Origin of the sequence: Paramesorhizobium endophyticum (assembly GCF_014640615.1) — a bacterium.
Classification (GTDB): Bacteria; Pseudomonadota; Alphaproteobacteria; order Rhizobiales; family Rhizobiaceae; genus Paramesorhizobium; species Paramesorhizobium endophyticum.
In genome coordinates, this window is sequence record NZ_BMHH01000012.1 from 39,456 (window position 1) to 66,080 (window position 26,625).

Genomic DNA, 26,625 nt, shown 5'->3' on the forward strand with positions numbered 1-26,625 from the left:
CCTCAATGTGGATCATTCGGTGTTGAGCATGGTTCGTAGTGCCGCCGCGTCGGCCCGAAACTGCTCGGGGCTGTCATTCCTAACGAATTCGAGCAGCGCATAGTTTTTTCCGCCCCGCTCTCCCGTGGGGAGGGCCTTGATGCATGCGCGCCAATAGTCGACGCGGTCGCGTAGCGGAAGGCGGCTGAAATCGGCTTTCCAGGCGAAGACATGCAGATTGCCGATGCGGTCGCCCAGAGCCGCAATTTCCGCAAGCGCTTCGTCAAGCGGCAGGCCTGGCGCGGGTTGCCAATAGAAGAACAGGTTCGGGAATGGCAGGTCCCTTGCGAGTTGCAGTGAGGATTGGAGGCTGTCGGTCAGCGAGTTCGGATGATATTCCAGCCCGATGGTCATCTCGCGCTCCGCCGCCCTGGACGCAATGCTTGCCAGCGCATTCGTTGCGTCCATGCGCTCAGCGGGCAGATATTCGGCAGATGGCCGTTTCCGGCTTCCGGCCCAGACGCGTATGTGGCTCGTCCCCAGCGCTTCCGCCGTATCGAGCGCGGCAGTGACTTCGGGCATAGTAGCGTCAGGCGCGAAAATGTAGGAGCCGTAGGACGAGACCGTCAATCCGGCGGCGATGGTCCGGACGCCGATTGCCCGCGCGTTGTGGAGGTCGCCGGGCGGGACGTGAATGTCCGCCCCCCATTCGATCGCTTTCAAGCCGGATGATGCCGCGAGTTCGATGATCGCATCCGGTGTCATGCCGCGGAAGGTGACCGAGCAAAGTCCGGGCTCGAAATGTCTCATGCGATGAGCTCCAGATGTTCGACGCGTATTTGCTGCTGCAAGGGCTCGTCGCGGCAATAGCGCTCGATCTCCGCAATGGCCATTTCGCCGAGCCGGCTGCGTTCGAGGCCGATGGCGCCGGCAATATGAGGCGTCAGGAAAACATTCGGCAGGGTATAGAACGGCGAGGCGCGCGGCGGCGTTTCGGGATCGGTCACGTCGATAATGGCGTCTATGCGCCCGCTTTCCAGTTCGGCGAGCAGCGCGCCCTCATCGACAAGCGCGCCCCGCGCCGTGTTGATGAGCGTTGCACCGTCCTTCATCAGGGCCAGGGCGGCGGCATCGATCATGTGCCGGGTTTCGGGAAGTGACGGCGAATGCAGGGAAATCACATCGCTTCGCGCCATCAATTCGTCGAGCCGGATGGATCTTGCGCCGAGCCGGCGAGCCTCCGCCTCGTCCGCGAAAGGGTCGCACAGCAGGCACTCGAAGTCGAAGGGCTGGAGCAGCTGCAGCACCCGCCTGCCGATGCGCGAGGCGCCGACGATGCCGACTGTCTGGCCGAGATTACCGATGGGAAGGGACTGCAGGCGCTCGATCTTTTGCCGGCTTCGTTCTTGGGTGTAGACATGGCGGAAGCGAAAGGCGCGTTTTCCGGCAAGGAGGATCATCGCCAAGGTGAATTCCGCGACGGGTTGCGCATTCGCTTCGGCTGCGCTGGACACAACGATATCCTGCTCGAAAACCTCCCGCGCAATGAAATGTTTGACCGATCCGGCGGCGTGCGCGATCATCCACAAGCGCGGCATGAGCGCCAGCTCCCTTTCGCTGATGGCGGGGCAGCCCCATCCCGTGAGCAGGATTTCCGTTTGCCGAAGCTGGGTTTCGAGGCGGGGATCATGGAAATCGGTGACGGGCCGGCTGTCGAGGATTTCGACTGTCGAAGAGAGCCGTTCGATCAAGGCGGCCGTCAGCACGTGCTCCGTTTTCTCTGGCCGCATGGCGAGGCTGAGACGCGGCTTGGCCGTGTTCATGCGCGATCTCCCGGAGCCTGCATCGGACTCACGGTTTGCCCGCTTTCATGAAAAAGCCGGTCGAGCTCATCCATATCGGGCTGATCAGGCACATTCGGCAGAGCTTGCCGGGCGGTCTCATTGGCGTTGCCGACGAACACCGCGCAGGCGAGGAAGCTTTCGCCCGCCGGGATATCGGCCCGCAATTGCGGCACGGTGGTTTTGGCGTGGATCAGGTTGGTATTGGGCAGGGCTTTCAGCGCAACGCCCTGCCGCGCCACGCTGGAGCCGAGATCGACGATGGCCGAAATATCGGAGCCGCAATCGGCGATGGCCCGCTCCGCTTCCTCCGTCATCCGGTCGCGGTCGCCGTCATTGCGGAGGATCGGAAAGCCGGCTTCAGCGGTGGATAAGGGGTGCGGCGTGACGATCCGGTGCAGCCTTATGTGCCAGTCCCCCGAAGCTACAAGCGTCGTTTCGACCTCGACATCGGGATAGGGTTTCCACGTCGCGCGCAGGTTTGTCCCTGCCATGACCGCGCTTTCGTTGGTTTCGCGGACGCGGTAGTGCAGCCCGTCTTCGGAGAAGGCCAGCATGTTGTCGAAGCCGTTCGTCCTGAAGCCGCGCTCATCGACCTCCACGCCGAAGCCGTAGCGGGAGGAATAAGCGAATTTCGCATATTTCTCCGGCCCGCCGCGCATCATGAGGTTTTCCTGGCCGCAGGCAAGCGCGACCACATTTCCCTCCCGCCTTGTGACCACCATGCCGGCATGGGCAAGCGGCAACGGGGTGTCGTCCGTACCGAGCGGCTGTTCCTCGGCCTGCCAGAAGGGATGCTCCTCGGGCAGAGCCAGCGGCAAAAACGCCTTGAAGGCCCAATAGGGCGAGCCGGCCGAATTGTAGCTTTCGGACATGGTGAGTTGCGGATAGCCGTAGCCGATGGAAAGAATGCCGTCGCAGTCGGCAATCGGCTTGTCCGCCCACCAGCGCAAATGCCGCAGATAGAGCCCCTTGATCTCCCCCCAGGGCAGCGCCTCCTCATCGGCGAACGCCAAAGCGCCCCAGAAGCTGCCGCAGGCGAAGCGATATGTCATCGAGCGGCCAAAGGCGAGGACGCCGCCGTCCTCATCGAACCAGGCCCGAAAGTCTTTCGCAAAGAGACGCGCGCGCTCCCTGTATCGGTCGCCATAGACGTCGCCGGGCTTGCAGAGCTTGGCGTAGATGAGCCCGTAAAAATGCATGGCAAAGGCGATATAGTGATCGACGCGGCGATAATTGCCGTCGCGATACCAGCCGTCGCCGAGATAAAACCCTTCTAGTTCGCGCTGATAGCTATCGGTCAGGGCGCGGTTGAACGGAATGCCAAGATGGTCGAGCGCCATGTCGACCATGATGCGGAAGAATTTCCAATTGTTGTCCGCATAGGTCCGCTCGCGCGCGTCGAGCAGGTAGCGGGCGACATTGGCCTTCTGCGCGTCGTCAAGCGGCTCCCAAAGGTGCTGCGGCGCAAGGCGCAAGGCAAAGCCGATGGCGGCAAGCTCTACCAGCCTCTGGTCCTTGTCCCGCACATCGCCCCAATATTCCGGATGCCGCTGGTCGGTGCCGTTGGCGAGACCCTTGGCGAAAAGAGGCCAGTGCTCGAAAGCATCCCCGCTAAGCGCCAGCGGCGCAATGCCCCATAGCGGTCGTGCAAAGCCTTCCAGATCGGCCGCCGTACGGTCGAAATGCGCCGCCGCCGCGCCGAGCCTTACCCGCGCGCCACCGGGAGAGAAATAGGGCAGGAGCGGTGCGAAGCTGTCGGCCACCGCCCTTTTGATGTCCGCGCGGCTTTTCAGGGGATTGCCGGAAAGCGGATTGAAGCGGTTCATGGGATCATTCATCGTGAGCCGCCTTCCGTGCCGGTCCCGCCGTCTCGCCTTCGATGAGATGGACTGCCAATTGCACCTGTCGCGCGCCAGCGGAAGGCTCGGTCAGCCGGCGGCGCAGCAGTTCTATCGCTTCGCGGGCGATGTTGCGGCGATCCACGTGAAGGGTGGAGAGGCGCGGAGTCGATAATTCCGCGAAGGGAAGATCGTCGAAGCCGATGATGGAGATGTCATCAGGCACGCGCAGCCCCAGTTCCTGCACCGCGCCCAGGGCACCGAGGGCGATGGCGTCATTCATGCAGAACAGGCCGGTGATATCAGGATCGTCGGTAAGCAGCGCGCGGACGGCGTCGCCGGCCTGCGTGAAGCCGCTTTCTCCCGTCGTCAGGAAGACTTCCTTGTGGAGGGCGCCGGCCGTATCGAGGATTTCGTGCCGGAAGCCGCGCAAGCGCTCCCGCACGGTGTGCCGGTGGGAAAGGCCGATATAGGCGAGCTTGCGGTGGCCGAGTTCCACCAGTCGCCGGCCGGCCAGTCGCCCGCCATAGAAATTGGAGGGCGACACGCAGTCGAGCTTCATTGCCGGGTCAGCGCCATTGACGAGAACCGAGGGGACCACGCCCTGGGCGATCCGGTCGATCGTATGGTCATCGGGATCGAGCCCGATGGCGAGGAGACCGTCCGCGTCGCAGGCAAGCTGCATGGTGCTTTCGTCGATCTGCTTCTGATGGAGCAGCCGGATATCCAGTTCGAAGCCTTCGGACGATGCGAGGCCGCGCAGCGTATCGAGAATGTCATGGTAGAAGGCGCCGATATCGCCGGTCGCCCTCTCGGCGGACATGAAGGCCACGATCTTCTTTCCATCGAGGGGCACGGTACTCATAGCGCCGTGGTTCGGATGCAGCGGATATCCCAGCTCCGCCGCCACGCCCAGGACTTTGCTCTGGATGGGGGCGCTGATCCCCTTTTCGCCCGAAAGAACGCGCGAGACGGTGCTGATGGAAACGCCGGCGCGGCGGGCAATGTCCGCCTGGCGTGGCCTGCTGATGGGAGGTGACTCGGGCATGTCGGCTCTTCTGTTTGCATGATTTGCAATTTTATGCAAATATTGCATTAATAGAAAAAATTGCAACCGATATATGTTCGTTGGAATTTTCCAAAATGGGAGGGAAACGCATGCTATCCATCGACAGGCGCAGGTTTTTAATGACGGCGGCCATGACGGGTCTCGGGCTTGCCGCCGGCAATCTCACGGGTGCGCGGGCACAGGATACACGGCTGCGATGCGTATGGTGGGGATCCGCCGACCGCAGCAGGCGCACCAATGAGGTGATCGCGCTCTACCAGAAGGCCAATCCGCAAACGGCGATCAGCGGCGAGATGATAGCGGGATCCGATTACTGGACCAAGCTCGCCACATCGATGGCCGGCCGCAACGTCGCCGATATTTTCCAGCTGGAGCCATCCACCATCGCCGATTATTCGGGACGCGGCGCCTGCATGCAGCTCGACCAGTTCGTCGGATCGGATCTCGACCTTTCGAACTTCGGCAAGGGCGAGGTCGATCTGTGCCGGATAGACGGCAAGCTTTACGGCGTGGGCCTCGGGCTCAATTCATTCTGCATGATGTATGACGCCGAGACATTGAAGGAAGCTGGACTTTCGATACCTGCCGACCAGATCACATGGACGGCTCTGGCCGAGCTTGCGCGCGGCTTCAAGGAAAACGGACCGGCACGCCGCAATTACTGGGCCGTGCCCTATGGCGCGCGGTATCATTATGTTTTCGATGTCTGGCTACGCCAGCGCGGCAAATTATTGTTCAAGGACGGTACGATCGGCTTCAACCTCGACGACGCCAAGGAATGGTTCGCCTATTGGGAGGATTTGCGCACCAAGGGTTATTGCGTGGCCGCCGATATCCAGACGCGCGACGACAACACCATCGAGTCGAACCCTCTTACGCTCGGAAACTCGGCCATCGGCTTCGCCTATTCCAACCAGCTTGTCGGTTATCAGCAATTGAACAAGAAGACGCTGTCGATCGGCATGCTTCCGGGGCTCGGGCAGGGGTCGACGGGCCATTATTATCGTCCCGGCCTGATATGGTCGATTGCCGGGACTTCACAGAATGGCAAGGCGGCGGCCCGGTTCATCAGCTTTTTCGTCAACGACCCGGAGGCCGGGCGCATTCTGGGTGTGGAACGGGGTGTGCCGCCATCCTCGAAGGTGCGTGAGGCCGTGTTGCCGACACTCAACGAAACGGAGCGCAAGACGGTCGACTATATCACGAGCCTCGCAGGCAAGGTGGACAGCTATCCCGAGCCGGCCCCCATTGGCGCCAACGAGTTCGACCGCGGCGTGATGCGCCCCATCGCCGACTCGCTCGCTTTCGGCCAGACCAACCTCAACGAGGCTGCGCAAAATCTCGTGGATACCGGTACCCGCGTATTGCGAAAGCGCGGGTAACGAACGGATTGTCCGATACACCCTTTGCGCATGAAGCAGTTCGCCATGGCGGGGCTTGACGTGGCAAACGCAAGTCTCGATGTTACTGCGCATAGAATTTAATGGGGAACGAACATGGATAATCTTTGCAGAAAAGTGGTTTCCGTTCTTGTCGCCTTGAGTTTTAGCGCGTCCGGGCCGGCATGGGCTTTCGCACCCGATCCGGTCGAAGCTCGGCACGGAATGGTGGTGACGGCGCAGCACCTGGCATCGGATGTCGGCGCCGAGGTTCTCAAGAATGGCGGCAATGCGGTGGATGCCGCCGTGGCCGTCGGCTATGCGCTGGCGGTTGTCTACCCAGAGGCGGGCAATATCGGTGGCGGCGGCTTCATGACCATCCGCTTCAAGGACGGGAAGACGACCTTCCTCGATTTTCGCGAACGCGCGCCGCTCGCTTCGACAAAGACGATGTATCTGGACGACAAGGGCAACCCGGTGAAGGGGCTGAGCACGGATGGCTATCTCGCCGTCGGCGTGCCGGGCTCGGTGCTTGGTCTCGAGACCGCCCGTAGCCGCTACGGCACCAAACCGCGGCAGGAACTGATAGAGCCGGCGATCAAGCTCGCCAGGGACGGCTTCGTCCTCAGCGATGGCGATGTCGCTTCGCTCACTGAAAATGCCGAGACGCTGGCGAAAGATCCTGCCGCAGCGGCCATTTTCCTCAAATCCGATGGGAAGCCCTATGCGGCGGGCGATAAACTGGTTCAGGCCGATCTCGCCCAATCGCTCTCTCTCATCTCCGAACAGGGGCCGGATGCCTTTTACAAGGGGCCGATTGCGGATGCGATCGTCAAGGCGAGCCAGGAGAAGAAGGGCATTCTCGCCAAGGAGGATTTCGAGCAATACCGGGTGCGGGAAATGGAGCCGGTGAAATGCAATTATCGCGGCTATGATATCTTTTCCTCGCCGCCGCCAAGCTCGGGCGGCGTGATCATCTGCGAGATCCTCAATATTCTTGAGGGCTATCCCATCTCCTATCTCGGTTATGGCTCGGCCGACACGGTCCATCTGATGGTCGAGGCGATGCGCCATGCCTATGTCGACCGCAACACCGCGCTGGGTGATCCGGATTTCGTGCAGAACCCGACAGCAAAGCTCGTCGACAAGGCCTATGCCGCGCAGATCCGCACAAAGATCAGCCCGTTCAAGGCGGGCGTCTCGCAGGATCTGATGCCGAAGGGGTTCGGCGAGAGTACGGAAACCACCCATTATTCCATCATCGATAAAGACGGAAATGCCGTCGCGGTGACTTATACCCTTAACGGCTCCTATGGTGCGGGCGTCGTCGCGCTCGGAACCGGAATCCTTCTCAATAATGAGATGGATGATTTCACCGCAAAGCCGGGCGTTCCCAATCTCTACGGCCTGGTGCAGGGCGAGGCAAACGCCATAGCGCCGAAGAAAACGCCGCTCTCATCGATGAGCCCGACTATCGTGGCGAAGGATGGCAAGCCCTTCATGGTGATCGGCAGCCCGGGCGGCTCACGCATCATCACCATCACGCTCGAAGCGATCATCAACGTCATCGATCACGGCATGAATATCCAGGAAGCCATCGACGCGCCGCGCATCCATCATCAGTGGCTGCCGGACAGGGTCTATATGGAGCCTTACGCCTTGTCGCCCGATACGCAGCGCCTGCTGACCCAGATGGGGCATGACGTCGGCGTGGACGCGAACTGGCCGGTATGGGGGAAAGCCGCCGGGATACTGGTCGGCGGGAAAAGCCTTGCCGACATGGAGGAAACCGGCAACGCGGATGGCGGCAACCGCTATTACGGCGCGATCGACAGCCGTGCAGCTGCGGGCGCGGCGCGCGGCTACTGACGCGTTCTGCTTCGTAGCTCAAATGCTTTGGATTGACGGGTGGGATGCCGCCCGTCAATTTTTATGGCGTGGTCCCGCTTTGCCTTTCAAGCAGTCCAGCTGCGTTCCAGGAGGCTGATCCAGTTCTCATGTGCTATTTTGGCGATCTCCTGCTCGTTGAAGCCATGGGCGCGAAGGGCATCGATCAGCTTCGGCAGGCCGGCTGCATTGCCAAGCGCCTGCGGGACGGTGGTGCCGTCGAAATCCGACCCGAGCGCCACATGGTCGATGCCGATCCGCTCCGCCACATAGGCGATATGGCGGACGAGCAGGTCTAGGCTGGTATCGGGGTTCTTCACGCCGTCATCGCGCAGGAAGAGCACGCCGAAATTGATGCCGACGAGGCCGCCCGTGTCACGGATCGCATCAAGCTGCCGGTCCGTGAGGTTACGGCTATGCGGGCAGAGCGCGTGGGCATTGGAATGAGAGGCGACGAGCGGCGCCTTTGACAGTCTGGCGATATCCCAGAAACCCTGTTCGTTCATATGCGAAAGATCGATCATGATGCCGAGCTCGTTGCAGGCGCGGATCAGATCCTTGCCCGCTTCGCTGAGCCCGCCGCCGATATCCGGCGAAGAGGGAAAGCGAAAAGGCACGCCATAAGCGAAGACATTCGGCCTGCTCCAGACCGGCCCGAGTGTCCGCAACCCGGCCTGATGGAGGATGTAGAGCGCATCGAGGTCAGCCCCAATCGCCTCCGCGCCTTCGATGTGGAGTACGGCGGCGAATCGTCCTGCCTCGATCGAATGCCTGATATCTTCAGCCGTGCGGCAGACTTTGACCGCCCCGCCGGACTGCGCCTCGATTTCAAAGAGAATTCGCGCCATTGCCAGCGTCTCGTTGAGCGCATCCGGCTGAGCGGGCGTCGAGAAGTCGCCGTTCGCGTCCATCTGCATTGAAGGCGAGGGCACATAGATGGCGCAAAGGCCGCCCGCGAGGCCGCCCTTCCTCGCCCGGGGAAGATCGATGTGACCGGCGGTTTCGCCCTCCATGAAGGATGCCACCGGCGCGCCGCTACCGCGCCGCAACCGCAGAAGAACATCGTTATGGCCATCAAACACGGGAAGCGGGGAGATATCGGTCATGATAAAAAATCCGGGAAGAGAGGGAAAGAAGGACCTTCGAAAGGGGTAGGCATAAAAGGGCTCGCGGCGCAATGCAAACCGCGAATAGGCTGTGCGAAAAACGGATTTGGGCGCATGCCCGGCGCGCTGTTAAAGGACAGCCGAAAAGAAAAATCGCGAAACTATGTCCGGCGCGCCTTGATGGCCAGGATGCCGATATTTTCCCGGATGCCGCGCAGGCTACGTTGGAAAAAATCGCCGCGCAGCCATGCTGACGTCTGGTGTCGCCCGCGCCGAACCTTCTCGAAACCACGGGAAGGAGAATGGCCCGCCAATTCGGATCTGCGTGCGAAGGAGGACCGAGATGCTCGAAATCGCAAGCGGCATCGAAGGCCTGCTCCGCAGCACCGATGCCGATTCTGCAGCGCGAGGCCTGTCGACTGCGGGCCGATGGCATTCCCACCGGCCCGGATGCTGCCCGCAGATTTAAGCGGATTGTAAGGCGCTCTGTCGGGACGGTTGGCGCCACAAGCTGGTTGTCAGGCCGCCGCTGCGATCTCGGCGGCAAATGCGCGGTAGGAATGCAGCGGGCGGCCCAGTATCCGCGTCAGGCGTTCGACGTCGCCCGCTTCCGGGATCATGCCGTCGCTGACGTAGCGCTCCGCCATGAGGCGCATCTCATAGGCGGTCCACTTCGGCATGAAGGCGGCCATGCTTTGCTCGAACCCGGAGGGATCATCGCCGCCATAGACAACCGGACGACCCAGGATATCGGACCAGATCGCGGCCACGTCCGGACCGGTCAGTGTGTCGGGGCCCACCAGATTGATGGTTTCGAGCGGCAGCTTGCCCGGCGCAGTGTCGCGGCGGATCAGCTCGATCGCGGCAATTTCGGCAATGTCGCGCGCGTCCACCATGGCCAAACCCTTGCTGCCGATTGGCATTGGATAGACACCGTGATCGAGGATGACATCCCTGATCATCAGCTCATTGTCGATGAAGTAGGTGGGGCGCAGGATAGTGGCGCTGAAGCCCATTTGCTCAAGCATCCGTTCGGCGCCGAACTTCACCGCGAAGTGGGGCACGTTCACGAAGCGGTCGGCGTGGATCACCGAGAGATAGACGACGCGCTCGACGCCCGCTTCGCGAGCGATGTTGAGGGCGATGATCGCCTGGGTGAATTCGTCGCCGGTGACCGCATTGAGCAGGAACAGCGTACTGACACCGGTGAAGGCTGTTCGCAGCGAGTCGATGTCCAGCAGATCGCCCTGCGCGATTTCCACGCCGGCAGGAACGTTGGCCTTCGAGGCATCGCGGGTAAGCACGCGGACTTTGGCGCCACGCTGGACGAGTTGTTCGACGACATGGCGGCCGACACGGCCAGTAGCGCCAGTAACGAGAATAGTCATGGGATCACTCCGGGTTGGGTTGTGTTGACGCCCTTGAAATTAGCGATCCACATTCATTGCGATAGGCGCTATATCTGGACGCATCGTCTCATTGGTGGAACATATGGATCTCCTTGCTCTTTCCGATTTCAATCTGGTCGCCCGCCATGGCGGGTTCGGCAAAGCCGCCCGCGCAGCAGGCCGCCCGAAGGCAACCCTGTCCCGACGCGTGGCCGAGCTCGAGGCAAGCCTCAATCTGCGCCTGTTCGAGCGGGGCGCGCGGACCTTGAAGCTCACGGAAGAGGGCCGAGCCCTGTTTGAGCGGACGGGCCAATTGCTGAGCGAACTCGAAGAGACGGCGACAGCGATCGCTTCGGGAGGAGACAGGCCGCGCGGACGATTGCGGATCAGCGCGCCCTTGCTTTTTTCGCAGACTGCGATGGGGAAGCTGGCGGCGGGCTTTGCGCTTAGATACCCGGAGGTTCGGCTCGAGGTCACGGTGGAAGATCGGGCTGTCGACATGATCGAAGAGGCGTATGATTTGGTGATCCGCGTCAATCCACAGCCGGACGCGAGCCTGGTCGGGCGCGTCTTCCTCAACGACCGGCTGGTCGTCGTGGCGAACCCGGATCTGCCTCGGCCGGCTGACGGGCCGATCCCGGCTGTGGTGCGCGGAACGGTCAACCAAGTCGAAATGTGGGAAATAACGACCCCGTCGGGCGTATCGAAAGTTACTGTTCAACCCATACTCGGCTTGTCGTCTCTGCTGATGGTGCGAGATGCCGTCCGGATGGGCGCTGGAGCGGCACGGCTGCCGCTATCGCTCGTCAGCTCTGATCTGAGTGCAGGCACGCTTGTGCGCTGGGGGGATGCGGGAGGACAGGAAACCGCCCTTTGGGCGCTCTACCCCACGCGTCGGCTGCTAAGCGCCCGGGTGTCGGCGTTCCTTGATTATCTGAGAGAGGCCTTTCCACGGGGGACGCCGGACGAATTTGCGGCCTATATCGAGGCATAAGCGCTAAAGCGCGTTGCGTTTAATCGCACCCATGCAACGCGCTTTAGGCTTTAGGGGAAAACTACGCAGCCCCGAAATTCAGATCATTGTCACATAAGATATAAATCAAACAACTAAAGAGGCAGCCTCGTTGGAATGTGAATAGTTTCACAAAGGGGGATGCCTTGTTTTTAGTCGCGAAACTTCGAGTATCGACAGCGCTTTGTCTGTTGTTCAGCGCCTGCCCGGCAATTGCCGTGGCGCAGGAAGCATATCTCAACAAGGATGTTCCGGCCTATGTGGACACCGGAGCAACCAACCAGCGCGGGGACGCGCGCTATGCCACCAAGGAAACCAATGCCGCCGTCAGGCTGTTGAGCGGTTTCCTCGATATCTGGGAGCCACGGTCGCCTTTCGTTGATGCGGGTCAGGGCGCGCCGGCAAGGGACGGGTTTCCGGCTGTTCCCATATCCGACTGGGACGGCATTCCCGGCAGCGCCACCGACGGCAGGATTTTGAACCAGGCAATCCATGACCACAATATCGATTACGTCGTGAAGAGCACGCAGAACCGCACCGACGCTGAGGCGGTGCAGGCCTATCTCGACGACCGCCGCGGCAAGGGATACAGCGTGATCGACGGGCTCGGGCCGCTGCGTGATGCCTGGGTGAGGGGCACCGGGCAGTTCACCACCATCGTCGACGTGCCCGCCGATGCCACCACCGTCAAATATGACGATAAAGGCAACAATATCGGCATCGGCTCGGCAAGCAATCCCAATCTGGGCCTGGCTGTGGACCTGATCGCCGCGATGGGCAAGGACGCTTCCACCGAGCCGGCGAAACGCTATTTCAAATATGCGCGCCCCTATCGCTGGTCCGATCAGGTGGTGGTTGTTCCGGCCCTCGAACCGGCGAAAAGCAGCACCCCGGCAACGGATGGCGGGTTCACCAGCGGCCACACCGCCGAAGGCTGGCGCGATGCGCTGGCAATGGCCTATCTGGTGCCGCAGCGTTTCCAGGAAATGATTACCCGGGCAGTGGTCATGGGAGACAGCCGCATCGTGGCCGGCATGCACTCTCCGCTCGACGTCATGAGTGGGCGAATGCTCGGTATCGCCTCGGTCGTCTATAATCTCAACCTGCCTGAGAACCAGAACCTCAAGCAGGCCGCTTTCGAACAGACGCAGGAATGGCTCAAGAAGGAGACCGATTCGACCACAGCGGCGGACCTCTTTGTGGCCGCCCACGCTGCCGATCTCGCGGTCGACCGCTTCGCGGATCGTGAGGCGAATGCGCGCTATGTCGCTGACCGTATGAGCTATGGTTTCGAGCAATTCACCAAGGAGGACGCGAAAGGCAAGCCTCCCGTCGTGCCGAAGGGCGCCGAGGTTCTGCTCGAAACCCGTTTCCCCTATCTGAACGCTGACCAACGCCGAACGGTACTGGCCAGCACCGAGCTTCCATCCGGCATACCGGTTCTGGACGATCCGGAGGGCTATGGGCGGCTCGACCTGTTCAAGGCTGCCGACGGCTATGGCTGGTTCGACGGCGACGTGACGGTCGATATGGACAAGCAGAAGGACGGCTTCAACGCCTTCGACGCCTGGCGCAACAATATCAGCGGCAATGGCCGCCTCACCAAGCTGGGGACCGGCACGCTGATGCTGACCGGCAACAACAGCTATAGCGGCGGCACGCAAGTGTCCGGCGGCATGCTGGTCGGCACCAATGGCCATGCTTTCGGCAAGAACTCCATCCAGGTCGACAAGGACGGGCAGCTCGTTCTGAACACGCCGTTCAACGATACGATGTCGAACGACCTGACCGGCACCGGCACGTTCGAGAAGCGCGGCACCGGCAGCGTGCTCTACATGGGCAACGGCTCCGGCTTTACCGGCACGACGATGATTAACGGTGGCACGCTGCTCGTGGGTGATGAGGATCACTCCGGCGCCAGCCTCGGCGGGATCATCAACGTCGCCGGCGGCACGCTGGGCGGCACGGGCACCATCGGCTCGACGACCGTTTCGGCGGGCGGCGTTCTGGCACCGGGCGGCGGTGGTATCGGCACGCTTGACATAGTGGGCGATCTGACCTTCGAGAAGGGCTCGATCTACAATGTCGATGTCGACCCGGAAGGCGCTGCCAGCGACCTGGTCGATGTAACGGGCGTGGCCAACCTGGAAGGCGGCTCGGTCGCGCATATCGGCGCCAACGGCAATTATCGTCTGCGCTCGACCTATACGATTCTTTCGGCAGGCACGCTCAACGGCGCGTTCGAAGGCGTGACGTCCAACTTTGCCTTCCTGACGCCGGAGCTCTCCTACGACTATGGACAGGGCACGGTCGATCTGGAACTCAACCGCAACGACCGGACGTTCGCCTCCATGGCGCGAACGCGCAACCAGACGGCCGTCGCGGGCGGTATCGAGAGCATCGGCTTCAACGCGGAAAGCCCGGTTTATGACGCCGTTGCACAGCTTCCGAATGATGACGAACTGATCCAGGACAGCTACGATCAGCTCTCGGGCGAAATCCACGCTTCGGCCACCACTGCGCTCATCAATGACAGCCGCTTGATCCGCAATGCAGTCAACGACCGTCTGCGCGCCGCCTTCGACGATGTGGCCGCAGCCGATGTGCCGGTGCTGGGCTATGGCCCCGATGCCAAGCCGCTCGCCAAGGGCGAGACGCCTCAGATGGCGGCATGGGGCCAGGCCTTCGGCGCGTGGAGCAAGACCGATGGCGACGGCAATGCCGCCGATCTCGACCAGTCGACCGGCGGCTTCGTCACCGGCTTCGATACGATGGTGGCCACCGACTGGCGCCTCGGCGCGTTTGCCGGCTACAGCCGCACCAGTTTCGATGCGAGAGGCTCGGGCGAAAGCGACAATTACCATGTCGGCGTCTATGGCGGCGGTCATTTCGGTGCGCTCTCCATTCGCTCCGGCCTTGGCTATAGCAGGCATTCGGTCGAGACGTCGCGCGTCGTGGCCTTCGCCGGCTTTGAGGACCGTCTGAAAGCCGATTACGATGCCGGCACCTTCCAGGCCTTCGGCGAGCTCGGCTACCGGATCGATATGAAGCAGGTCGCCTTCGAGCCTTTCGCCAACCTCGCCCATGTGCGGGTGAAGACGGACGGCTTCACCGAGACGGGCGGCGCGGCGGCGCTGTCGGCGGCGGAAGAGACGACATCCACGACCTTCACCACGCTCGGCCTTCGGGCTTCGGCACCGTTCACGCTCGGCACTGTTGAGGCTGAAGCGCGCGGCACGGTCGGCTGGCAGCACGCCTATGGCGACACCACGCCGGTCTCGACGCTGGCCTTCGACGGCGGCAATGGCTTCTCGGTGGCGGGCGTGCCGCTGGCCGAGGACATGGGCCTTGTCGAAGCCGGGTTCGACGTCAAGCTCAGCGAGCGCACCACGCTGGGCGTCAGCTACACCGGCCAGTTCGGCTCGGATGTGAAGCAGAACGGCGTCGATGCGCGGTTTGCCGTGAAGTTCTGATGGGAAAAAGGCTCCGGGCGCCTCACAAGGGGCGCCCGGGCCACTTGACTGAGCGGATAGCCGAAGATGGCTGCCAACCCCGGAATTATTGCAATGCCGGTTTGAGATCGTGCCATCTGGCATTGTCGTACGGCACAAGATGGCGAAGCGGGTGCCATTGCGTGTGAGCTTCCGCTCGCTGAAAAGCACGACACCGATTGGAACGGAAAGACCTCTGGCCATGGTTCAGTGACCAGGGGATGCCTGACGTCTTTCTTTCGGGGCGGCTAACTTGGCCGGTTTGCACGATTTTCTGTCCTTCCCGCGCGCGGGGGCGTGGCTGCCGTGGAAAGACCTGCCACAGCAAACAATAGATCCGAGTTGTTGAGTTATGTCAGGCCCGCAGCAAACACCCCCAATCGCCGCTGCCATCCAGCCGCCGCGCATGGCCGCTCAAACTGGCGCCATGGCTGGCCTGCGCCATTGCCATAGGCGCGGTTGCCTACACGGTTTCAAGCTGGGATGCATGGACGAGCAGTCGGACCATCCAGTCGACACAGAACGCCTTCGTCAAATCCGAGCCCGCGGTGCTGAGCGCGCGCGTCAGCGGCTATGTTCGCGGTCTTCCGGTCGCCGACTACCAGACTGTGAAGGCTGGAGATATCATCGCGGAAATCGGGAGCGATGATTACGCGGTCAAGGTAAGGGCTGCGGAAGCGTCGCTTGCCAAGGCGCAGGCGGTCCTCGACAATCTGCGCAACGAGGAAGTGCAGCAGCGCGCCACCATCGCGCAGGCGGAGGCATCGCTTCACAGCGTTGAGGCGCGGCTTGCGCAGTCCCGGCAGGACTATGACCGCAAGGCGCAGCTGGTGAAAAATGGAATCGTCTCGCAGAAGTCAGTCGATGATGCGAAGGCCGATCTCATCGCCGCGACAGCCTCCCGCGAAGCAGCAACCGCCGCCGTGACACTGGCGCAAAGGCAACTGGATACGCTCGCCGGTGAACGCGCCCAGCGGATGGCGGATCGCGACGCCACGGCGGCTTCGCTGGCGTCCGCCAAGCTTGAACTGGGCTACACCCGGATCGTCGCTCCCTTCGACGGCGTGCTCGGTCGGCGCAGCGTTCAAATCGGCAGCCTCGTGGCGCCGGGAACTCAGATCGTCACGATCGTGCCGCTCGCTCACCCTTATGTCATTGCCAATTACAAGGAAACGCAGCTCAAGAACGTGCGCGCCGGCCAGCCGGTGGATGTCACGGTCGATGCGCTTCCTGAGTTTCATTTCCGGGGACGCGTTGAGCAGATCGCGCCGATGAGCGGCAATGAGTCCTCCCTCATCCCCACCGATAACGCGACCGGCAATTTCACCAAGGTGGTTCAGCGTATTCCGGTGCGTATCGAGCTTGATCCGGGACAAGCGGATCTCAGTCTGTTGCGGCCCGGCATGTTCGCAGAGACCCGGATCGATACGGATGGCGCGAAAGTAGCCGCCTATTCGCGCCAGCAGTTGGGCACGGCGAAAGAGACTTACGCCAATGCCGGGCATTGAATCCCTGCCGGTCGGCCGCGTCCTGCGACCGGCACGTGCGCCGAGCCCGGTCTTGACGGTGGCGGTCGTGTTCATGGGGGCATTCCTCACCACATTGCAGGAGCGGCTCTTCTCGATGTCGCTGGCAGATGTGAGGGGCAGTTTGGTCTCGACGTCATCGAGGGCGCCTGGCTGCCTTTCTCACGGTCAGGGAGGCGGCAGCAAAGTGGACATTGGCCGAACCGGGGAGACATCCACCGACGTGCATCCGCCGCCAGGAAAGTCCATTGTGGTTAGCCACTTCCTGGAGCGGGGCAACGCCACCTTAACCCTGACGCCGGTGTCGCATCCGCCTGCCGCTTCGACAAGAAACCATGCGGACGGATTGCTCGCGGAAAGAATGATCGGTTCGATTTCAGGCGGCGGCTGAGTGGTGTATCTGGCGGAGTTTTCATAATCCACGCCGTTCGGTTTGGGCTTTCCCGTCTCGGTATAGGCAGAAAGGGCAGGATAGCCGACAACGCGGCACGCTTTGCCCCTGTAGGTGAAATAGTAAACATTGGATATGGTGCCTCCACCGTCCCCGACCACGCTTCCCACGATTCTGACGTCGGATGGCTTGCAAGCTGGGACAGCGCGGGCCGCAGAGGTGCTTTTTACCCTCGTGTCCGCGAAATGGAGCGTTTCGATTCTCTGCAGTCGGTTTTGATAGGCTGCAAGCAAACAGGCATAATTACCGCCGCATCTGTTGCGTTGCTCAAGCCAGAGCTTCTGGGTCCGGTTTACCTCCTTCGCGTTACCCTTCGGGTCTTTCAGGGCAAACCGGTAAGCCTGAACCACCAGAGTGTCGAAATAGCTCAATTGACTCGATGCGCAAATGGCAAGCTCTGTCCTGGATACAGCCTTGCTGCAAGCAAAGCTCTGTGTTCGCCCGACATCCGGAGATGTGACTGCAAGGAAAACGCCAGCCGCCGCCAGAATGTTTCGCAGGTTTTCCACGGGATGTTCCTTGTTGCTACTCAAAAATAGTTACTTGTTCTCATGATCTGGAAGAGAATACTGACAATTATTACTGTATAAAATCCTACGACAGTAAGTAAAATTTATCCGAGGTATCTGGTGGGCCCACGCCCTCTGTTTACAGCTCAGCCAAGCCCCCCGTGGTCTTAAGCGCATGATCGAGAACATATTGGAGCTTGGCGGCGTGGTCGAAGCTTGGCTCCTCCGGCTGCCGCTAGACGCGGGCAATGGTCACAATCGTGACCTTGTTCCCGGTCCGCTCCTCGAAAATGGCGATTTGCTTGCGGAAGAACGCCATGCTGGCGCCGGTGGTGTTGGCGGCGAATGAGAGTTCGGCGGCGTGGGCACCCATGGCCGAGAGGCTCATGCCGATTGCTGATAGAGCCAAGGCAAACTTTTTCATAAACTCCTCCCAGAATTGAAATCGTTTTGGCTATCCAAACCATGTCAGCTGCTAAAATAATCGTCAAGTCGATTTTTCGAATGCCATTTCGCCGTGCTTCTGGATGGATAGAACTTGCCTTCCGTCGCACGTGTCGCCAAATTTGTAATCGTTTTAAAATTCTGATCGGAGTTGGTGCTCTCCCCGTTGCGCATTCCCATCTCATCGTTCATTCATTGACCGTAGAAAGAAGACGCCTCATGAAACTTCGTGAATTCGCAAAGCAGCTTGGACTTTCCACGACGACGGTCAGCCGCGCGCTGAGTGGCTATCCGGAGGTCAGCGAAGCCACGCGTGCCCGTGTCGCGAGCGAAGCGAAGAGATTGGGCTATCGCCCTGACGCCAATGCCGTGCGGCTGAAGACGGGCCGCGCCGGGGCGATCGGGGTCATGATGGGACGTTCAGAGTTCCACTTCACCGAATTCATGTGGGGCATGGCGCAGCGCCTGGAAACGACCGATACCGATATCGTCATCACGCCTGTTGACGCCGATAATGATGACGATGAAATGCAGGCCTATCGCCGCTTGCATGAAAGCAGGCGGGTGGACGCGGTCATCCTTCATTCGCCGCGCCCCAACGATCCCCGGATCGATCTGCTCAACAGTTTGGGACTGCCCTTCCTGGTCCATGGCCGGTCCGAAACCGAACAGGTCCACGCATGGCTGGATATCGACAACGAAAATGCCGTACGCAGGGCGACCGAACATCTGCTCGATCTGGGGCATCGGCGCATCGCGCTGATCAACGGCCTGCGCGGCAGGACCTATTCGATCCATCGGGAGCAGGGTTTTTGTGCAGCGCTCCAGTACCGCGGGCTCGCCGCCGATCCGAACTTGATCGTCTGCGATAAATTTACCGATGAGAGCGGCCTTCGCCATGCCCGTTCCTTTCTGGAAAATGTGAACCGGCCGACAGCTATCGTCGCCGGCTCGACGATGACGGCACTCGGTGTCTATCGCGCCATACGCTCGCTCGGGCTGTCTGTAGGGCAGGATGTATCGGTCATCGCGCATGACGATGTTTTCCCGTTCCTGACGGCGGAAAACATGGTCCCCTCCCTTTCCGCGACACGATCCTCCATGCGTGCCGCGGGTGCGCGTTGCGCCGAGCTCACGCTACAGATAATCGCTGGACGGCCCGTGCAGGAGATCCACGAATTGTGGCCGGTCGAACTGATCCTGCGGGAAAGCACCATGCCGCCGCGGCGCTCAAGCTGACCTGCCCGGTCAAACGCGGCCATGCGGGTCGCCTCGGCGATATCACTGTGGAGGATTCGCGCCTTCACGAACAGCGCCGGCAACAGGATGCCTTCTTTTCGCACGCATATGAGCCAGCTATTACCCTCGGCGGAGGCATCGAGCGATGCGGAACTGCTCGATTATTTCCGGCAGCACAGTGGCTCGATCTATCATCTCTGCGGCACAGCGGCGATGGGTCCGGATGAACGCAGCGCCGTGGTGGATGCGCGTTCCACGTTCATGGTGTGGCTGGCCTGCGCATCATCGACCCTCGATCTTCCCGAACATTATCGCCGGAAACATCAATGCGCCGACGATGATGGCACCCGAAAAGGGATCGCCCATCATTGGAAGCGGACTAAAACACCGGCGCCCGCTTCCTGTAGCGATGAACTCCCCAGCCAGGATTTTTTTGGTCAGAGGATGAAGGTCAGCACGACATTCATCGCCGTCGCTGCAATGAAGCCGATGGGGGCTGCGCGAAGCAGGAGGCGCGTGAACAGTGAGCCGCGCGTCGCCTCATCCGGGGCCGCCCCCAGAATAAGGCTGCCGCCCGAGGAAAAGGGAGAGATCGATGTCGCCTGCGCGCCCACCACAATGGCGGTGAACAGGAGCATCGGGCTCACCGCCAGCTGGTCTGCGAGGCTCGGCACCAGCGGGAAGAGCGTCGGGGTCACAACGCCGAGCGTGCTTGAAAAGAGCGACATGATTGCCGCCACGATGCCGAACACGACAGGCAGCAGATAGGGCGGGATGCTGTTGCCCAGCCAGCCGGCCAATGCGGCGATCGTGCCCGCCTTGATCGCGACGGAGATCAGCATACCCATGCCGCAGATCATGATAAGGGTCGACCACGGCACCGAGGCAATTGCCTTGCGCTCGTCGCCCAGCTTCAGGATCAGCGCGATAACGGAAAAGACGCTGGCGATAAGGCCGATGTCGATCTTGCCGTTGAAATAGGCGACTGCCTTGCTCTCCGGCAGCATCAGGTGCAGCATCGGGCCGAGCAGCACGAGCCCCATCATCGTCAGCGTCAGGGCGAGCGTGGTTTTCTGCTTGCCATCGAACGGGGCAGGGCGGTCGGCCTCGGTCACTACCGTTTGGATCTGGCGATGCCGGCCGGAGGCGAAGAGCATGACCGTGATGACCGCAAGCGGTATGATTGTTGTCGCCGCGAAAATCGCCGCGGCATTCAGGAAAGCCGCCGTATCGTCGACCCCATTTGCCGTCATCAGGCCGCGGAAGATGATGCCCGACTGGCTCGACATGAAATTGGCGCCCGCGAGCGCGCCGTAATTAGCGACCATCCCCCCCAGCACCATATCAAGTCCCGTCCGTTTGCACAGGATCAGCGTGATCGGCGCCATGAAGGCCAGCACCGTGTAATAGCCTGCGCCCATTGCCGCGATCACCGTCGCTGTCGCGAAAACGGCGTATGGCAGCACCCAGGGCATGTTGCGGCACCTGTAAAGCAGGTGCTCTGCCAGCCGCTCCAGCGTGCCGTTGACAAGCGCGAAGCTGTAGAACAGGCAGACCGCGAAGATCACGAAGAAGATCTTGAGCGGCCACATCTCGACGATTTCGCCCGGCTTCAGGCCGAGGCCGAAACAGCCGAGCAGATAGGCGAAGGCGATGGCGAAGAGGCCGATATTGATCCGGGTCGTATAACCCAGGGCGACGGCCAGCACGATGGACGCGACGATAATGAGGCTCATGGAATCTCCTCCCGAAGAGATGTCAGTTGAAACGGAAGAGCCGCGCGGGATTGTCCGCGAGGACATGACCGCGCTCGGCAGGGTTGGGGATCAGGGCGGCGAGATGCGCGACCTGATCGGCATAGGATGTTTCGGCTTCGTGCTGGGTGAACGGCCAGTCGCTGCCCCAGACGAAGCGCTCGACACCGCCGCAAGCGGCCTGAAGATGCTCGAAACTGCGCGCTACGCTGTCGGGGCCCATCCCGGACCGGTACGGGGCCGAGAGTTTCACCCATATGGAGGGCGTGTCGCGCAATATCTCCAGAAATGCCGCATGCGCGGGATTGGCCGGGTCGATTCCGCCTTGAGGCAGGCCGAAATGATCGATCATCAAGGTCACCCCGGATGCTGCGATAGCAGGCACGAAGCTTGCCAGATCGTCGAAGCGCCGCTGGATCTCGACCTGCCAGTGCCGTTCGGCGAGGCGGCGGAAGAACCGTTGCCAAAGGGCTTCCGTGAAATCGCCGACCTCGCGTCCGACGAGGTTGAGGCGTGCGCCAACGACGCCGAGGGCATCGAGCCGGTCGAGTTTCGCTTCGGGCAGGTTTGGGTCGACGACCGCCACTGCCCGCAGGCGCTCGGGGTAGGCGCGAAGCGCGGCCTCGATGATACTGTTGTCTGTGCCGAGAAAGCTTGGCTGGATCAACACGCCATGCGAGAGACCCGCTGCATCCTGCAAAGCCAGCCAATCGGACAAACGGGCTTCGTAATCAGGGCTGTAGCGTCGCCCGGCCACCATCGGCAGGTTCGGGCGGAAAATATGGGCATGGGTGTCAATGCCGCGAATGCGGGGCGTTTCTGTCATCGGTCCATCCATTCAGGGATAGGGAACCCGGCCTCCGCCCAAGGGGGAGGATCAAACAGAGGCCGGGTTGCCGCCGGTCGCCTCGTCAGGTTCGGCCGGCGGCGGGGAGGGCTCAGCCAAGCCGGCTGCGGTAGCGGAACTTCTGGGCGGAGCCGTATGCGATGCGCCATTCCACGGCAGCGCCATCTACGGTGAAAGCCGTGCGCTCGATCACGGCGGCGGGCTCTCCCGGTGCTATGCCGAGGCGCGCGGCCACTTCCGGGGAAGCCCGCGTGAAGCTCACGTCATCGACCGCATTGGCTATAAAGACATTGAACTTTTCGAGATAAAGCGGGTAGAGGAGGGGCCCGGCCTCCGCCTCCGGAAGCGTCTCCATTCCCTGGAAACGCTCACGCGGCAGCCAGATCTCTTCGAACAGAAGCACCTCGTCGGAACGGCTGCGCAGGCGGTCGATGCGGATGCAATCCTGTGTCCCCAGGATTTTTCCCACCGTCTCCGGCGCAGCCACGACGGCGCGGCCCAAGAAGCGGCTTTGGGGAATGATCGGGACGCCGTCGCCCGTCTGCATGGCGAAAAACCGGAACAGGGAGACATTGAAAGCGCGCTTGCGGAGAAACGTCCCCGCGCCCTGGCGGCGTTCCAGAAGCCCCTCGTCCACGAGTGTTTGAATCGCCTTGCGCACTGTGCCGACGGAAAGCCCCGTTTCTGATGTGAGCTGGTTTTCCGATGGCAAGGCCACATTCGGGCCCCACTCTCCGCTGGCGATGCGCGATGCAAGGACATCGCGCAGTTGCAGATAGGCTGGCAGCCTCCGGTCCGGCACATGGTATGGATCGCTGGAATGTTCAGGCATCATGCACCTCCTCGCTCCCAATGTGCCGCAAATCGGAGGAGAGGTCAACTGGTTCTATATAGAACTGTAGAATACAAGGAGACGCACGGTAGAGGATGCCTCGATGTCCTCGCGCCCGGCCTTCGGGGCTGCCACCTTTCTTTGCGCTTGCCCATGCGGAGAGCAGTTATAGAGAGCGGACTTTGACCTCGCTTTCGGCCCGAACGTGATCTATCTCTCCAGCGAGACAGCCAGGCTCAATCAGACGTGTCCATCCATGACGAACTCTCGATGGATGTGGGCTTTGTCGGGAGCCATCGTTCAGAGGTATTTCGTCACCTCGGCGTTGACAAGGTCGCGCCATGGCCGGGATTGGGCGAGTTGCGGTGGAAAAAGCCCGTCGATTGCGATGAACGATGCCGTGTAATCGTGAGGGCTTGCAGCCAGCGCGGCGTTCAGCAACTCGTCACGGCGCGGGTCGTTGCAATCCTTGAAGCGGATCAGCGCGGCGATCCAGAGGCCGACGACACGGGCGAAGCTTGCGCCATCCGATCCGGCAGCCAGCACCTCTATCGCCGGCATAAAAATGCGCTGCGGCAGTTTCTGGCTTGAGTCCATGGCGATCTGGATATTGCGATGAGCGATGGCGCGGTTGCTGAAACGCTCGATCAACTGGTTCATGTAATGGTCGAGATCGATGCCGGGGACCGGATCGAGCGTCGCTGCTGCCGCCCGCATATGCTCCCTCGTCATTGCGACGAATTCCGGAAGGGCCATTACGTCACGCACACAGTCGAGCCCGGTGAGCAAGCCTAGATGGGCAATCATCGTGTGGGAACCGTTGAGAAGGCGGAGTTTCATCTTCTCGTAGGGCTCGACATTTGCGACGAAAAGCGCCCCGCCTGCTTCCCAGGCGGGGCGGCCGGAGACGAATTCGTCCTCGATGACCCATTGCATGAACGGTTCCGTGTCCAGCGCCAGCGCATCCTCCACACCGAGCAGGCTTTTGGCGCGCAGGCGGGTATCTTCCGTGGCGGAAGGCACGATGCGGTCGACCATCGAGGAGGGAAAGCGCGCTTCCCCCTCGATCCATTTCGCCAGTTCCGGATCGCGCCGGTGCGCCATTTCAAGAACCAAACGCCGGACCGCCTTGCCGTTGGACGTGAGGTTGTCACAGCAAAGGACGGTGAAGGGGCGCAAACCTTTGTCTCTGCGGGACGCAAGACCGGCGACTAGATAACCGATGGCGCCGGTGGGGGCGTTGGGGTTGGCGAGATCATGGGCAATAGCCGGATGCGTCTCATCGAGCCCGCCGGTCGAGGGATTGAGGCCGTAGGCCTTTTCCGAGACCGTAAGGGTGACGACATGAATGGAGGGACTTGCAAGATAGGCGAGGACGCGATCCCGATCGGTCGCGGCGCACAGCCAGTCGACGGTGGCGCCGACTACCTCGCTCGTTTCGCCATCGCTGTCGCGTACGGTGATCGAGTAAAGGCCGTCTTGTGCAGCCAGTGCCTCGACCGGTCCGGACGAACGAAGGTTCACGGCGACGATTCCCCAAGGACCGAACTCGCTCTGCAGCGCCCGCTGGGTGTAGATCCCCTGATGAGCGCGATGGAAGGCGCCAAGACCGAAATGCAGGATGCCCGGTTTCAACGCGCTTCGATTGAAACCGGGTTTCGCGACAGTCGGCGGCAACGGGGTTTGGGCGGAAAAATGGCTCTTCATCGGTCGATCCCGAACTGGCTGTGGCTCAACGCCCGCTCGATGCCTCGAAGTTCCGCCAATCCCTTCAACCGGCCGATTGCCGGATATCCGGGTTGCGCGCCGCGGGTCAGGTCATCGAGGATCTCCTGGCCGTGGTCGGGGCGCATCGGGATCTGATGGTCTTCGCGGCCTTCCGCTTTGCGGCGCTTTTCTTCCTTCAGCAGGGCTGCGATGACGGCGACCATATCCGTGCCGCCTTCCAGATGCTCATCCTCGAAGAAGGAGCAAGGCAGGCTGTCCTCGTCGCGGGTGACGTTGCGTAAGTGGACGAAATGGATGCGATCGGCGAACCGTCTGGCAATCGCCGGAAGATCGTTGTCGGCGCGAGCGCCGAGCGAACCTGTGCAGAGCGTCACGCCATTGGCGCGGCTATCCACCTGGGCCAATATGTGAGCGTAGTCCGCTTCCGTCGAGAGAATGCGCGGCAGGCCGAGCAACGGCCAGGGCGGATCGTCCGGATGGGCGCAAATGTTGATGCCGACCTGTTCGGCGACCGGCGTCACTTCGCAGAGAAAATCAATGAGATGCGACTGCAGCTTCCTGGCGTCGATGCCTTGGTAGGCGCGGAGTTTTTCAAGGAGCTGGTCGAGCGTGTAGCCATCCGCCGAACCCGGCAGGCCCGCGCCTATGTTTTTTCCGAGCGCTCCGATACGGGGAGCGTCCATCGCAGAAAAGCGTTTCGCGGCTTCGTCCTGCAGCTTTTCCGGATATTCGTTTTCGGCACCCGGTCGCTTCAGGATATGGATGTCGAAGGCGATGAAGTCGATGAGGTCGAACCGCATGGCTCTCGCGCCGTGACGTGTTTCCCAGCGCAGGTCAGTGCGGGTCCAATCGAGAACCGGCATGAAATTGTAGCAGACAGTTTTGATGCCCGATGCCGAGAGGCGGCGCAGATTCTCCTGCCAATTCCGGACATGTTCGCGCCAATTGCCGGTCTGGGTCTTGATCTCCTCCGAGACAGGCACACTTTCCACGACGTCCCAAAAAAGCCCGCTATCGCGGATCGCCTGATGGCGTTTCTCGATCGCATCTTTCGGCCAGACCGCACCCGTGGGGATGTGGTGAAGGGCGCTGACGATGCCTTGGGCACCCGCCTGGGCAGCATCCCTGACCGTGACCTTGTCGACCGGTCCGAACCATCGCCATGTATGTCTCATCTGTCTGTCCTTTCTACGCATGTCTTTTTCCCAAAACCGGTTCCCACTTTTGGGAGACATGCTTTAGCTAAGCGCGATCTGGACCTTGCAGGCAGCGGTGCGGTCACCAGCCTGGAGGAATGCATCAAGCGCCTCATCGAGCGGGAATGTGTGGGAAAGAATCGGGCGGACATCGATCGCGCGGCTGCCGATCAGCTCGACCGCTTGCGCGAACTCCTCGTGGAACCGCTGCGAGCCCCGCCAGACGATCTCCTTGCCGACCAGCAGGTTGACCGGGACCGGCACTTCCCCGGTAACGCCGACCTGGACGATCGTGCCGCGCGGCTTGACCGCGTCGAATGCAGAGACAAGGGCGGGGCCTGCTGCCGAACATTCGAATACAATGTCGAACGTTCCCTTGTCTTTCCGGTAGCGGGCAAGCGGGTCGAGTCCGGAAACATTCACAGTTTCACCGGCGCCCATCGCGAGGCCACGTGACAGGGCGGCATCAGCGATATCTGTAACCGTGATCAAGCCGGCGCCGGCATGACGGGCAGCGGCGACGACCAGCAGGCCGATCGGGCCGGCACCGGTGACCAGCACGTTCTTGCCAGAGAGATCGCCGGCCTGCGCCACTGCATGAAGACAAACGGCAAGCGGTTCGGCGCAAGCAGCCTCTGCCGCGGACACATCGCCGTCAATTGGAAAGCACTGGATCGCCGGAACGACGAGATATTCTCGGAACAGACCCTGTTCGTGGGGAAGGCGCATGGCCGAACCCATGAATTTCATGTCGAGGCAATGGATCGGCAGGCCCGCGCTGCAATAATGGCAATGGCCGCAGGGTTGCGAGGGATTGACGGCGACGAGCATGCCAGTCCGGAACCCGTTGACGCCGGGGCCGACGGCTTCCACGAAACCGGAGGCCTCATGGCCGCTGATGACCGGCTCGCGCACCCGGACTGGGCCGAAGCCGCCATCCTGGAAATAGTGCAGGTCCGAACCGCAGATGCCACCCCGGGCCATCTTCAACCGGACCTCGCCAGCGTCGGGCTCCGGGCATTCTTGCGTTTCGACATGCAAGTCGTACTTACCGTAAAGACGAACGATCTTCGTCAACATGCGTATGCTTTCCGATTGGATTGAGG

Annotated in this window: 20 protein-coding genes and 1 pseudogene; 7 read left to right on the forward strand and 14 right to left on the reverse strand. The window is 61.4% G+C overall.

Annotated elements, in window-relative coordinates:
• Positions 1–12: 12 nt before the first annotated feature.
• The 4 genes from IEX53_RS14685 to IEX53_RS14700 are packed head-to-tail and all read right to left on the reverse strand — an operon-like array spanning position 13 to position 4,709.
• Complete coding sequence (locus IEX53_RS14685) at positions 13–789, reverse strand: sugar phosphate isomerase/epimerase family protein (RefSeq protein WP_188824934.1); 777 nt, start codon at positions 787–789, stop codon at positions 13–15.
• The gene (locus IEX53_RS14690; RefSeq protein WP_188824935.1) at positions 786–1,802 is read right to left on the reverse strand and encodes a hydroxyacid dehydrogenase; all 1,017 of its coding nucleotides are present in this window, start codon (positions 1,800–1,802) and stop codon (positions 786–788) included. The genes IEX53_RS14685 and IEX53_RS14690 overlap by 4 nt, the downstream gene beginning before the upstream one ends.
• The gene (locus tag IEX53_RS14695; protein WP_236016205.1) at positions 1,799–3,661 is read right to left on the reverse strand and encodes a DUF2264 domain-containing protein; all 1,863 of its coding nucleotides are present in this window, start codon (positions 3,659–3,661) and stop codon (positions 1,799–1,801) included. The genes IEX53_RS14690 and IEX53_RS14695 overlap by 4 nt, the downstream gene beginning before the upstream one ends.
• Positions 3,654–4,709, reverse strand: coding sequence for a LacI family DNA-binding transcriptional regulator (locus tag IEX53_RS14700; protein ID WP_188824936.1), 1,056 nt, complete (start codon positions 4,707–4,709; stop codon positions 3,654–3,656). The genes IEX53_RS14695 and IEX53_RS14700 overlap by 8 nt, the downstream gene beginning before the upstream one ends.
• A gap of 110 nt (positions 4,710–4,819) precedes the next feature.
• Here IEX53_RS14700 and IEX53_RS14705 point away from each other — a divergent pair, with 110 nt between their 5' ends.
• The gene (locus IEX53_RS14705; RefSeq protein ID WP_188824937.1) at positions 4,820–6,112 is read left to right on the forward strand and encodes an ABC transporter substrate-binding protein; all 1,293 of its coding nucleotides are present in this window, start codon (positions 4,820–4,822) and stop codon (positions 6,110–6,112) included.
• 114 nt (positions 6,113–6,226) lie between these two features.
• Positions 6,227–7,978, forward strand: a complete 1,752-nt coding sequence (ggt, locus tag IEX53_RS14710; RefSeq protein WP_188824938.1) for a gamma-glutamyltransferase — start codon at positions 6,227–6,229, stop codon at positions 7,976–7,978.
• An 86-nt stretch (positions 7,979–8,064) separates the two neighbouring features.
• Here ggt and IEX53_RS14715 read toward each other — a convergent pair whose 3' ends face one another.
• Both IEX53_RS14715 and IEX53_RS14720 read right to left on the reverse strand, forming a co-directional pair.
• Positions 8,065–9,102, reverse strand: a complete 1,038-nt coding sequence (locus IEX53_RS14715) for a dipeptidase (protein ID WP_188824939.1) — start codon at positions 9,100–9,102, stop codon at positions 8,065–8,067.
• A gap of 518 nt (positions 9,103–9,620) precedes the next feature.
• On the reverse strand, positions 9,621–10,490 hold the full coding sequence (locus IEX53_RS14720; protein ID WP_188824940.1) for an SDR family oxidoreductase: 870 nt from the start codon (positions 10,488–10,490) through the stop codon (positions 9,621–9,623).
• Positions 10,491–10,593: 103 nt separating this feature from the next.
• On the opposite strand from IEX53_RS14720, the gene IEX53_RS14725 reads away from it, so the two are divergent.
• From IEX53_RS14725 to IEX53_RS14735, 3 genes are all read left to right on the forward strand, one after another.
• The gene (locus IEX53_RS14725; protein ID WP_188824941.1) at positions 10,594–11,484 is read left to right on the forward strand and encodes a LysR family transcriptional regulator; all 891 of its coding nucleotides are present in this window, start codon (positions 10,594–10,596) and stop codon (positions 11,482–11,484) included.
• Positions 11,485–11,648: 164 nt separating this feature from the next.
• Positions 11,649–14,975, forward strand: a complete 3,327-nt coding sequence (locus IEX53_RS24400; RefSeq protein ID WP_188824942.1) for an autotransporter domain-containing protein — start codon at positions 11,649–11,651, stop codon at positions 14,973–14,975.
• A gap of 566 nt (positions 14,976–15,541) precedes the next feature.
• A complete protein-coding gene (locus IEX53_RS14735; protein ID WP_236016206.1) occupies positions 15,542–16,501 on the forward strand; it encodes an HlyD family secretion protein in 960 nt (319 codons plus the stop codon).
• A gap of 186 nt (positions 16,502–16,687) precedes the next feature.
• Here the strand turns inward: IEX53_RS14735 and IEX53_RS14740 are convergent, their stop codons facing one another.
• Together IEX53_RS14740 and IEX53_RS14745 are read right to left on the reverse strand one after the other, a co-directional pair.
• Positions 16,688–17,479 (reverse strand): lysozyme inhibitor LprI family protein, encoded by a 792-nt coding sequence (locus tag IEX53_RS14740; RefSeq protein ID WP_188824943.1) that lies wholly within the window; start codon positions 17,477–17,479, stop codon positions 16,688–16,690.
• A gap of 235 nt (positions 17,480–17,714) precedes the next feature.
• A complete protein-coding gene (locus tag IEX53_RS14745) occupies positions 17,715–17,903 on the reverse strand; it encodes a hypothetical protein (protein ID WP_188824944.1) in 189 nt (62 codons plus the stop codon).
• Between the two features lie 239 nt (positions 17,904–18,142).
• Between IEX53_RS14745 and IEX53_RS14750 the strand changes: the two genes are divergently transcribed.
• Positions 18,143–19,162, forward strand: coding sequence for a substrate-binding domain-containing protein (locus tag IEX53_RS14750; protein WP_188824945.1), 1,020 nt, complete (start codon positions 18,143–18,145; stop codon positions 19,160–19,162).
• A 108-nt stretch (positions 19,163–19,270) separates the two neighbouring features.
• A pseudogene (locus IEX53_RS23950) lies at positions 19,271–19,354 on the forward strand (hypothetical protein); the annotation flags it as partial.
• 245 nt (positions 19,355–19,599) lie between these two features.
• On the opposite strand, the gene IEX53_RS14760 reads toward IEX53_RS23950, so the two are convergent.
• The 6 genes from IEX53_RS14760 to IEX53_RS14785 form a co-directional block, all read right to left on the reverse strand.
• Positions 19,600–20,898 (reverse strand): SLC13 family permease, encoded by a 1,299-nt coding sequence (locus tag IEX53_RS14760; protein WP_188824946.1) that lies wholly within the window; start codon positions 20,896–20,898, stop codon positions 19,600–19,602.
• Positions 20,899–20,920: 22 nt separating this feature from the next.
• Positions 20,921–21,742 carry an amidohydrolase family protein gene (locus tag IEX53_RS14765; RefSeq protein WP_188824947.1) on the reverse strand — a complete coding sequence of 274 codons (822 nt, stop codon included), beginning with the start codon at positions 21,740–21,742 and terminating at the stop codon, positions 20,921–20,923.
• Between the two features lie 112 nt (positions 21,743–21,854).
• Entirely contained in the window at positions 21,855–22,598 is a 744-nt protein-coding gene (locus IEX53_RS14770; protein WP_210311651.1) for a GntR family transcriptional regulator, read from the reverse strand.
• A 297-nt stretch (positions 22,599–22,895) separates the two neighbouring features.
• Entirely contained in the window at positions 22,896–24,302 is a 1,407-nt protein-coding gene (locus tag IEX53_RS14775) for a mannitol dehydrogenase family protein (protein ID WP_188824948.1), read from the reverse strand.
• A complete protein-coding gene (gene uxuA, locus IEX53_RS14780) occupies positions 24,299–25,498 on the reverse strand; it encodes a mannonate dehydratase (RefSeq protein ID WP_188824949.1) in 1,200 nt (399 codons plus the stop codon). Before uxuA ends, IEX53_RS14775 begins: the two co-directional genes overlap by 4 nt.
• A gap of 63 nt (positions 25,499–25,561) precedes the next feature.
• A complete protein-coding gene (locus IEX53_RS14785; RefSeq protein ID WP_188824950.1) occupies positions 25,562–26,599 on the reverse strand; it encodes an L-idonate 5-dehydrogenase in 1,038 nt (345 codons plus the stop codon).
• Between the last annotated feature and the right edge of the window lie 26 nt (positions 26,600–26,625).

Excerpts from the sequence above, each read along its gene's own strand:
- IEX53_RS14685 (WP_188824934.1), bottom strand. The coding sequence starts at position 789 with ATGAGACATTTCGAGCCCGGACTTTGCTCGGTCACCTTCCGCGGCATG.
- IEX53_RS14690 (WP_188824935.1), bottom strand. The coding sequence starts at position 1,802 with ATGAACACGGCCAAGCCGCGTCTCAGCCTCGCCATGCGGCCAGAGAAA.
- IEX53_RS14695 (WP_236016205.1), bottom strand. The coding sequence starts at position 3,661 with ATGAATGATCCCATGAACCGCTTCAATCCGCTTTCCGGCAATCCCCTG.
- IEX53_RS14700 (WP_188824936.1), bottom strand. The coding sequence starts at position 4,709 with ATGCCCGAGTCACCTCCCATCAGCAGGCCACGCCAGGCGGACATTGCC.
- IEX53_RS14705 (WP_188824937.1), top strand. The coding sequence starts at position 4,820 with ATGCTATCCATCGACAGGCGCAGGTTTTTAATGACGGCGGCCATGACG.
- ggt (WP_188824938.1), top strand. The coding sequence starts at position 6,227 with ATGGATAATCTTTGCAGAAAAGTGGTTTCCGTTCTTGTCGCCTTGAGT.
- IEX53_RS14715 (WP_188824939.1), bottom strand. The coding sequence starts at position 9,102 with ATGACCGATATCTCCCCGCTTCCCGTGTTTGATGGCCATAACGATGTT.
- IEX53_RS14720 (WP_188824940.1), bottom strand. The coding sequence starts at position 10,490 with ATGACTATTCTCGTTACTGGCGCTACTGGCCGTGTCGGCCGCCATGTC.
- IEX53_RS14725 (WP_188824941.1), top strand. The coding sequence starts at position 10,594 with ATGGATCTCCTTGCTCTTTCCGATTTCAATCTGGTCGCCCGCCATGGC.
- IEX53_RS14745 (WP_188824944.1), bottom strand. The coding sequence starts at position 17,903 with ATGAAAAAGTTTGCCTTGGCTCTATCAGCAATCGGCATGAGCCTCTCG.
- IEX53_RS14750 (WP_188824945.1), top strand. The coding sequence starts at position 18,143 with ATGAAACTTCGTGAATTCGCAAAGCAGCTTGGACTTTCCACGACGACG.
- IEX53_RS14760 (WP_188824946.1), bottom strand. The coding sequence starts at position 20,898 with ATGAGCCTCATTATCGTCGCGTCCATCGTGCTGGCCGTCGCCCTGGGT.
- IEX53_RS14765 (WP_188824947.1), bottom strand. The coding sequence starts at position 21,742 with ATGACAGAAACGCCCCGCATTCGCGGCATTGACACCCATGCCCATATT.
- IEX53_RS14770 (WP_210311651.1), bottom strand. The coding sequence starts at position 22,598 with ATGATGCCTGAACATTCCAGCGATCCATACCATGTGCCGGACCGGAGG.
- IEX53_RS14775 (WP_188824948.1), bottom strand. The coding sequence starts at position 24,302 with ATGAAGAGCCATTTTTCCGCCCAAACCCCGTTGCCGCCGACTGTCGCG.
- uxuA (WP_188824949.1), bottom strand. The coding sequence starts at position 25,498 with ATGAGACATACATGGCGATGGTTCGGACCGGTCGACAAGGTCACGGTC.
- IEX53_RS14785 (WP_188824950.1), bottom strand. The coding sequence starts at position 26,599 with ATGTTGACGAAGATCGTTCGTCTTTACGGTAAGTACGACTTGCATGTC.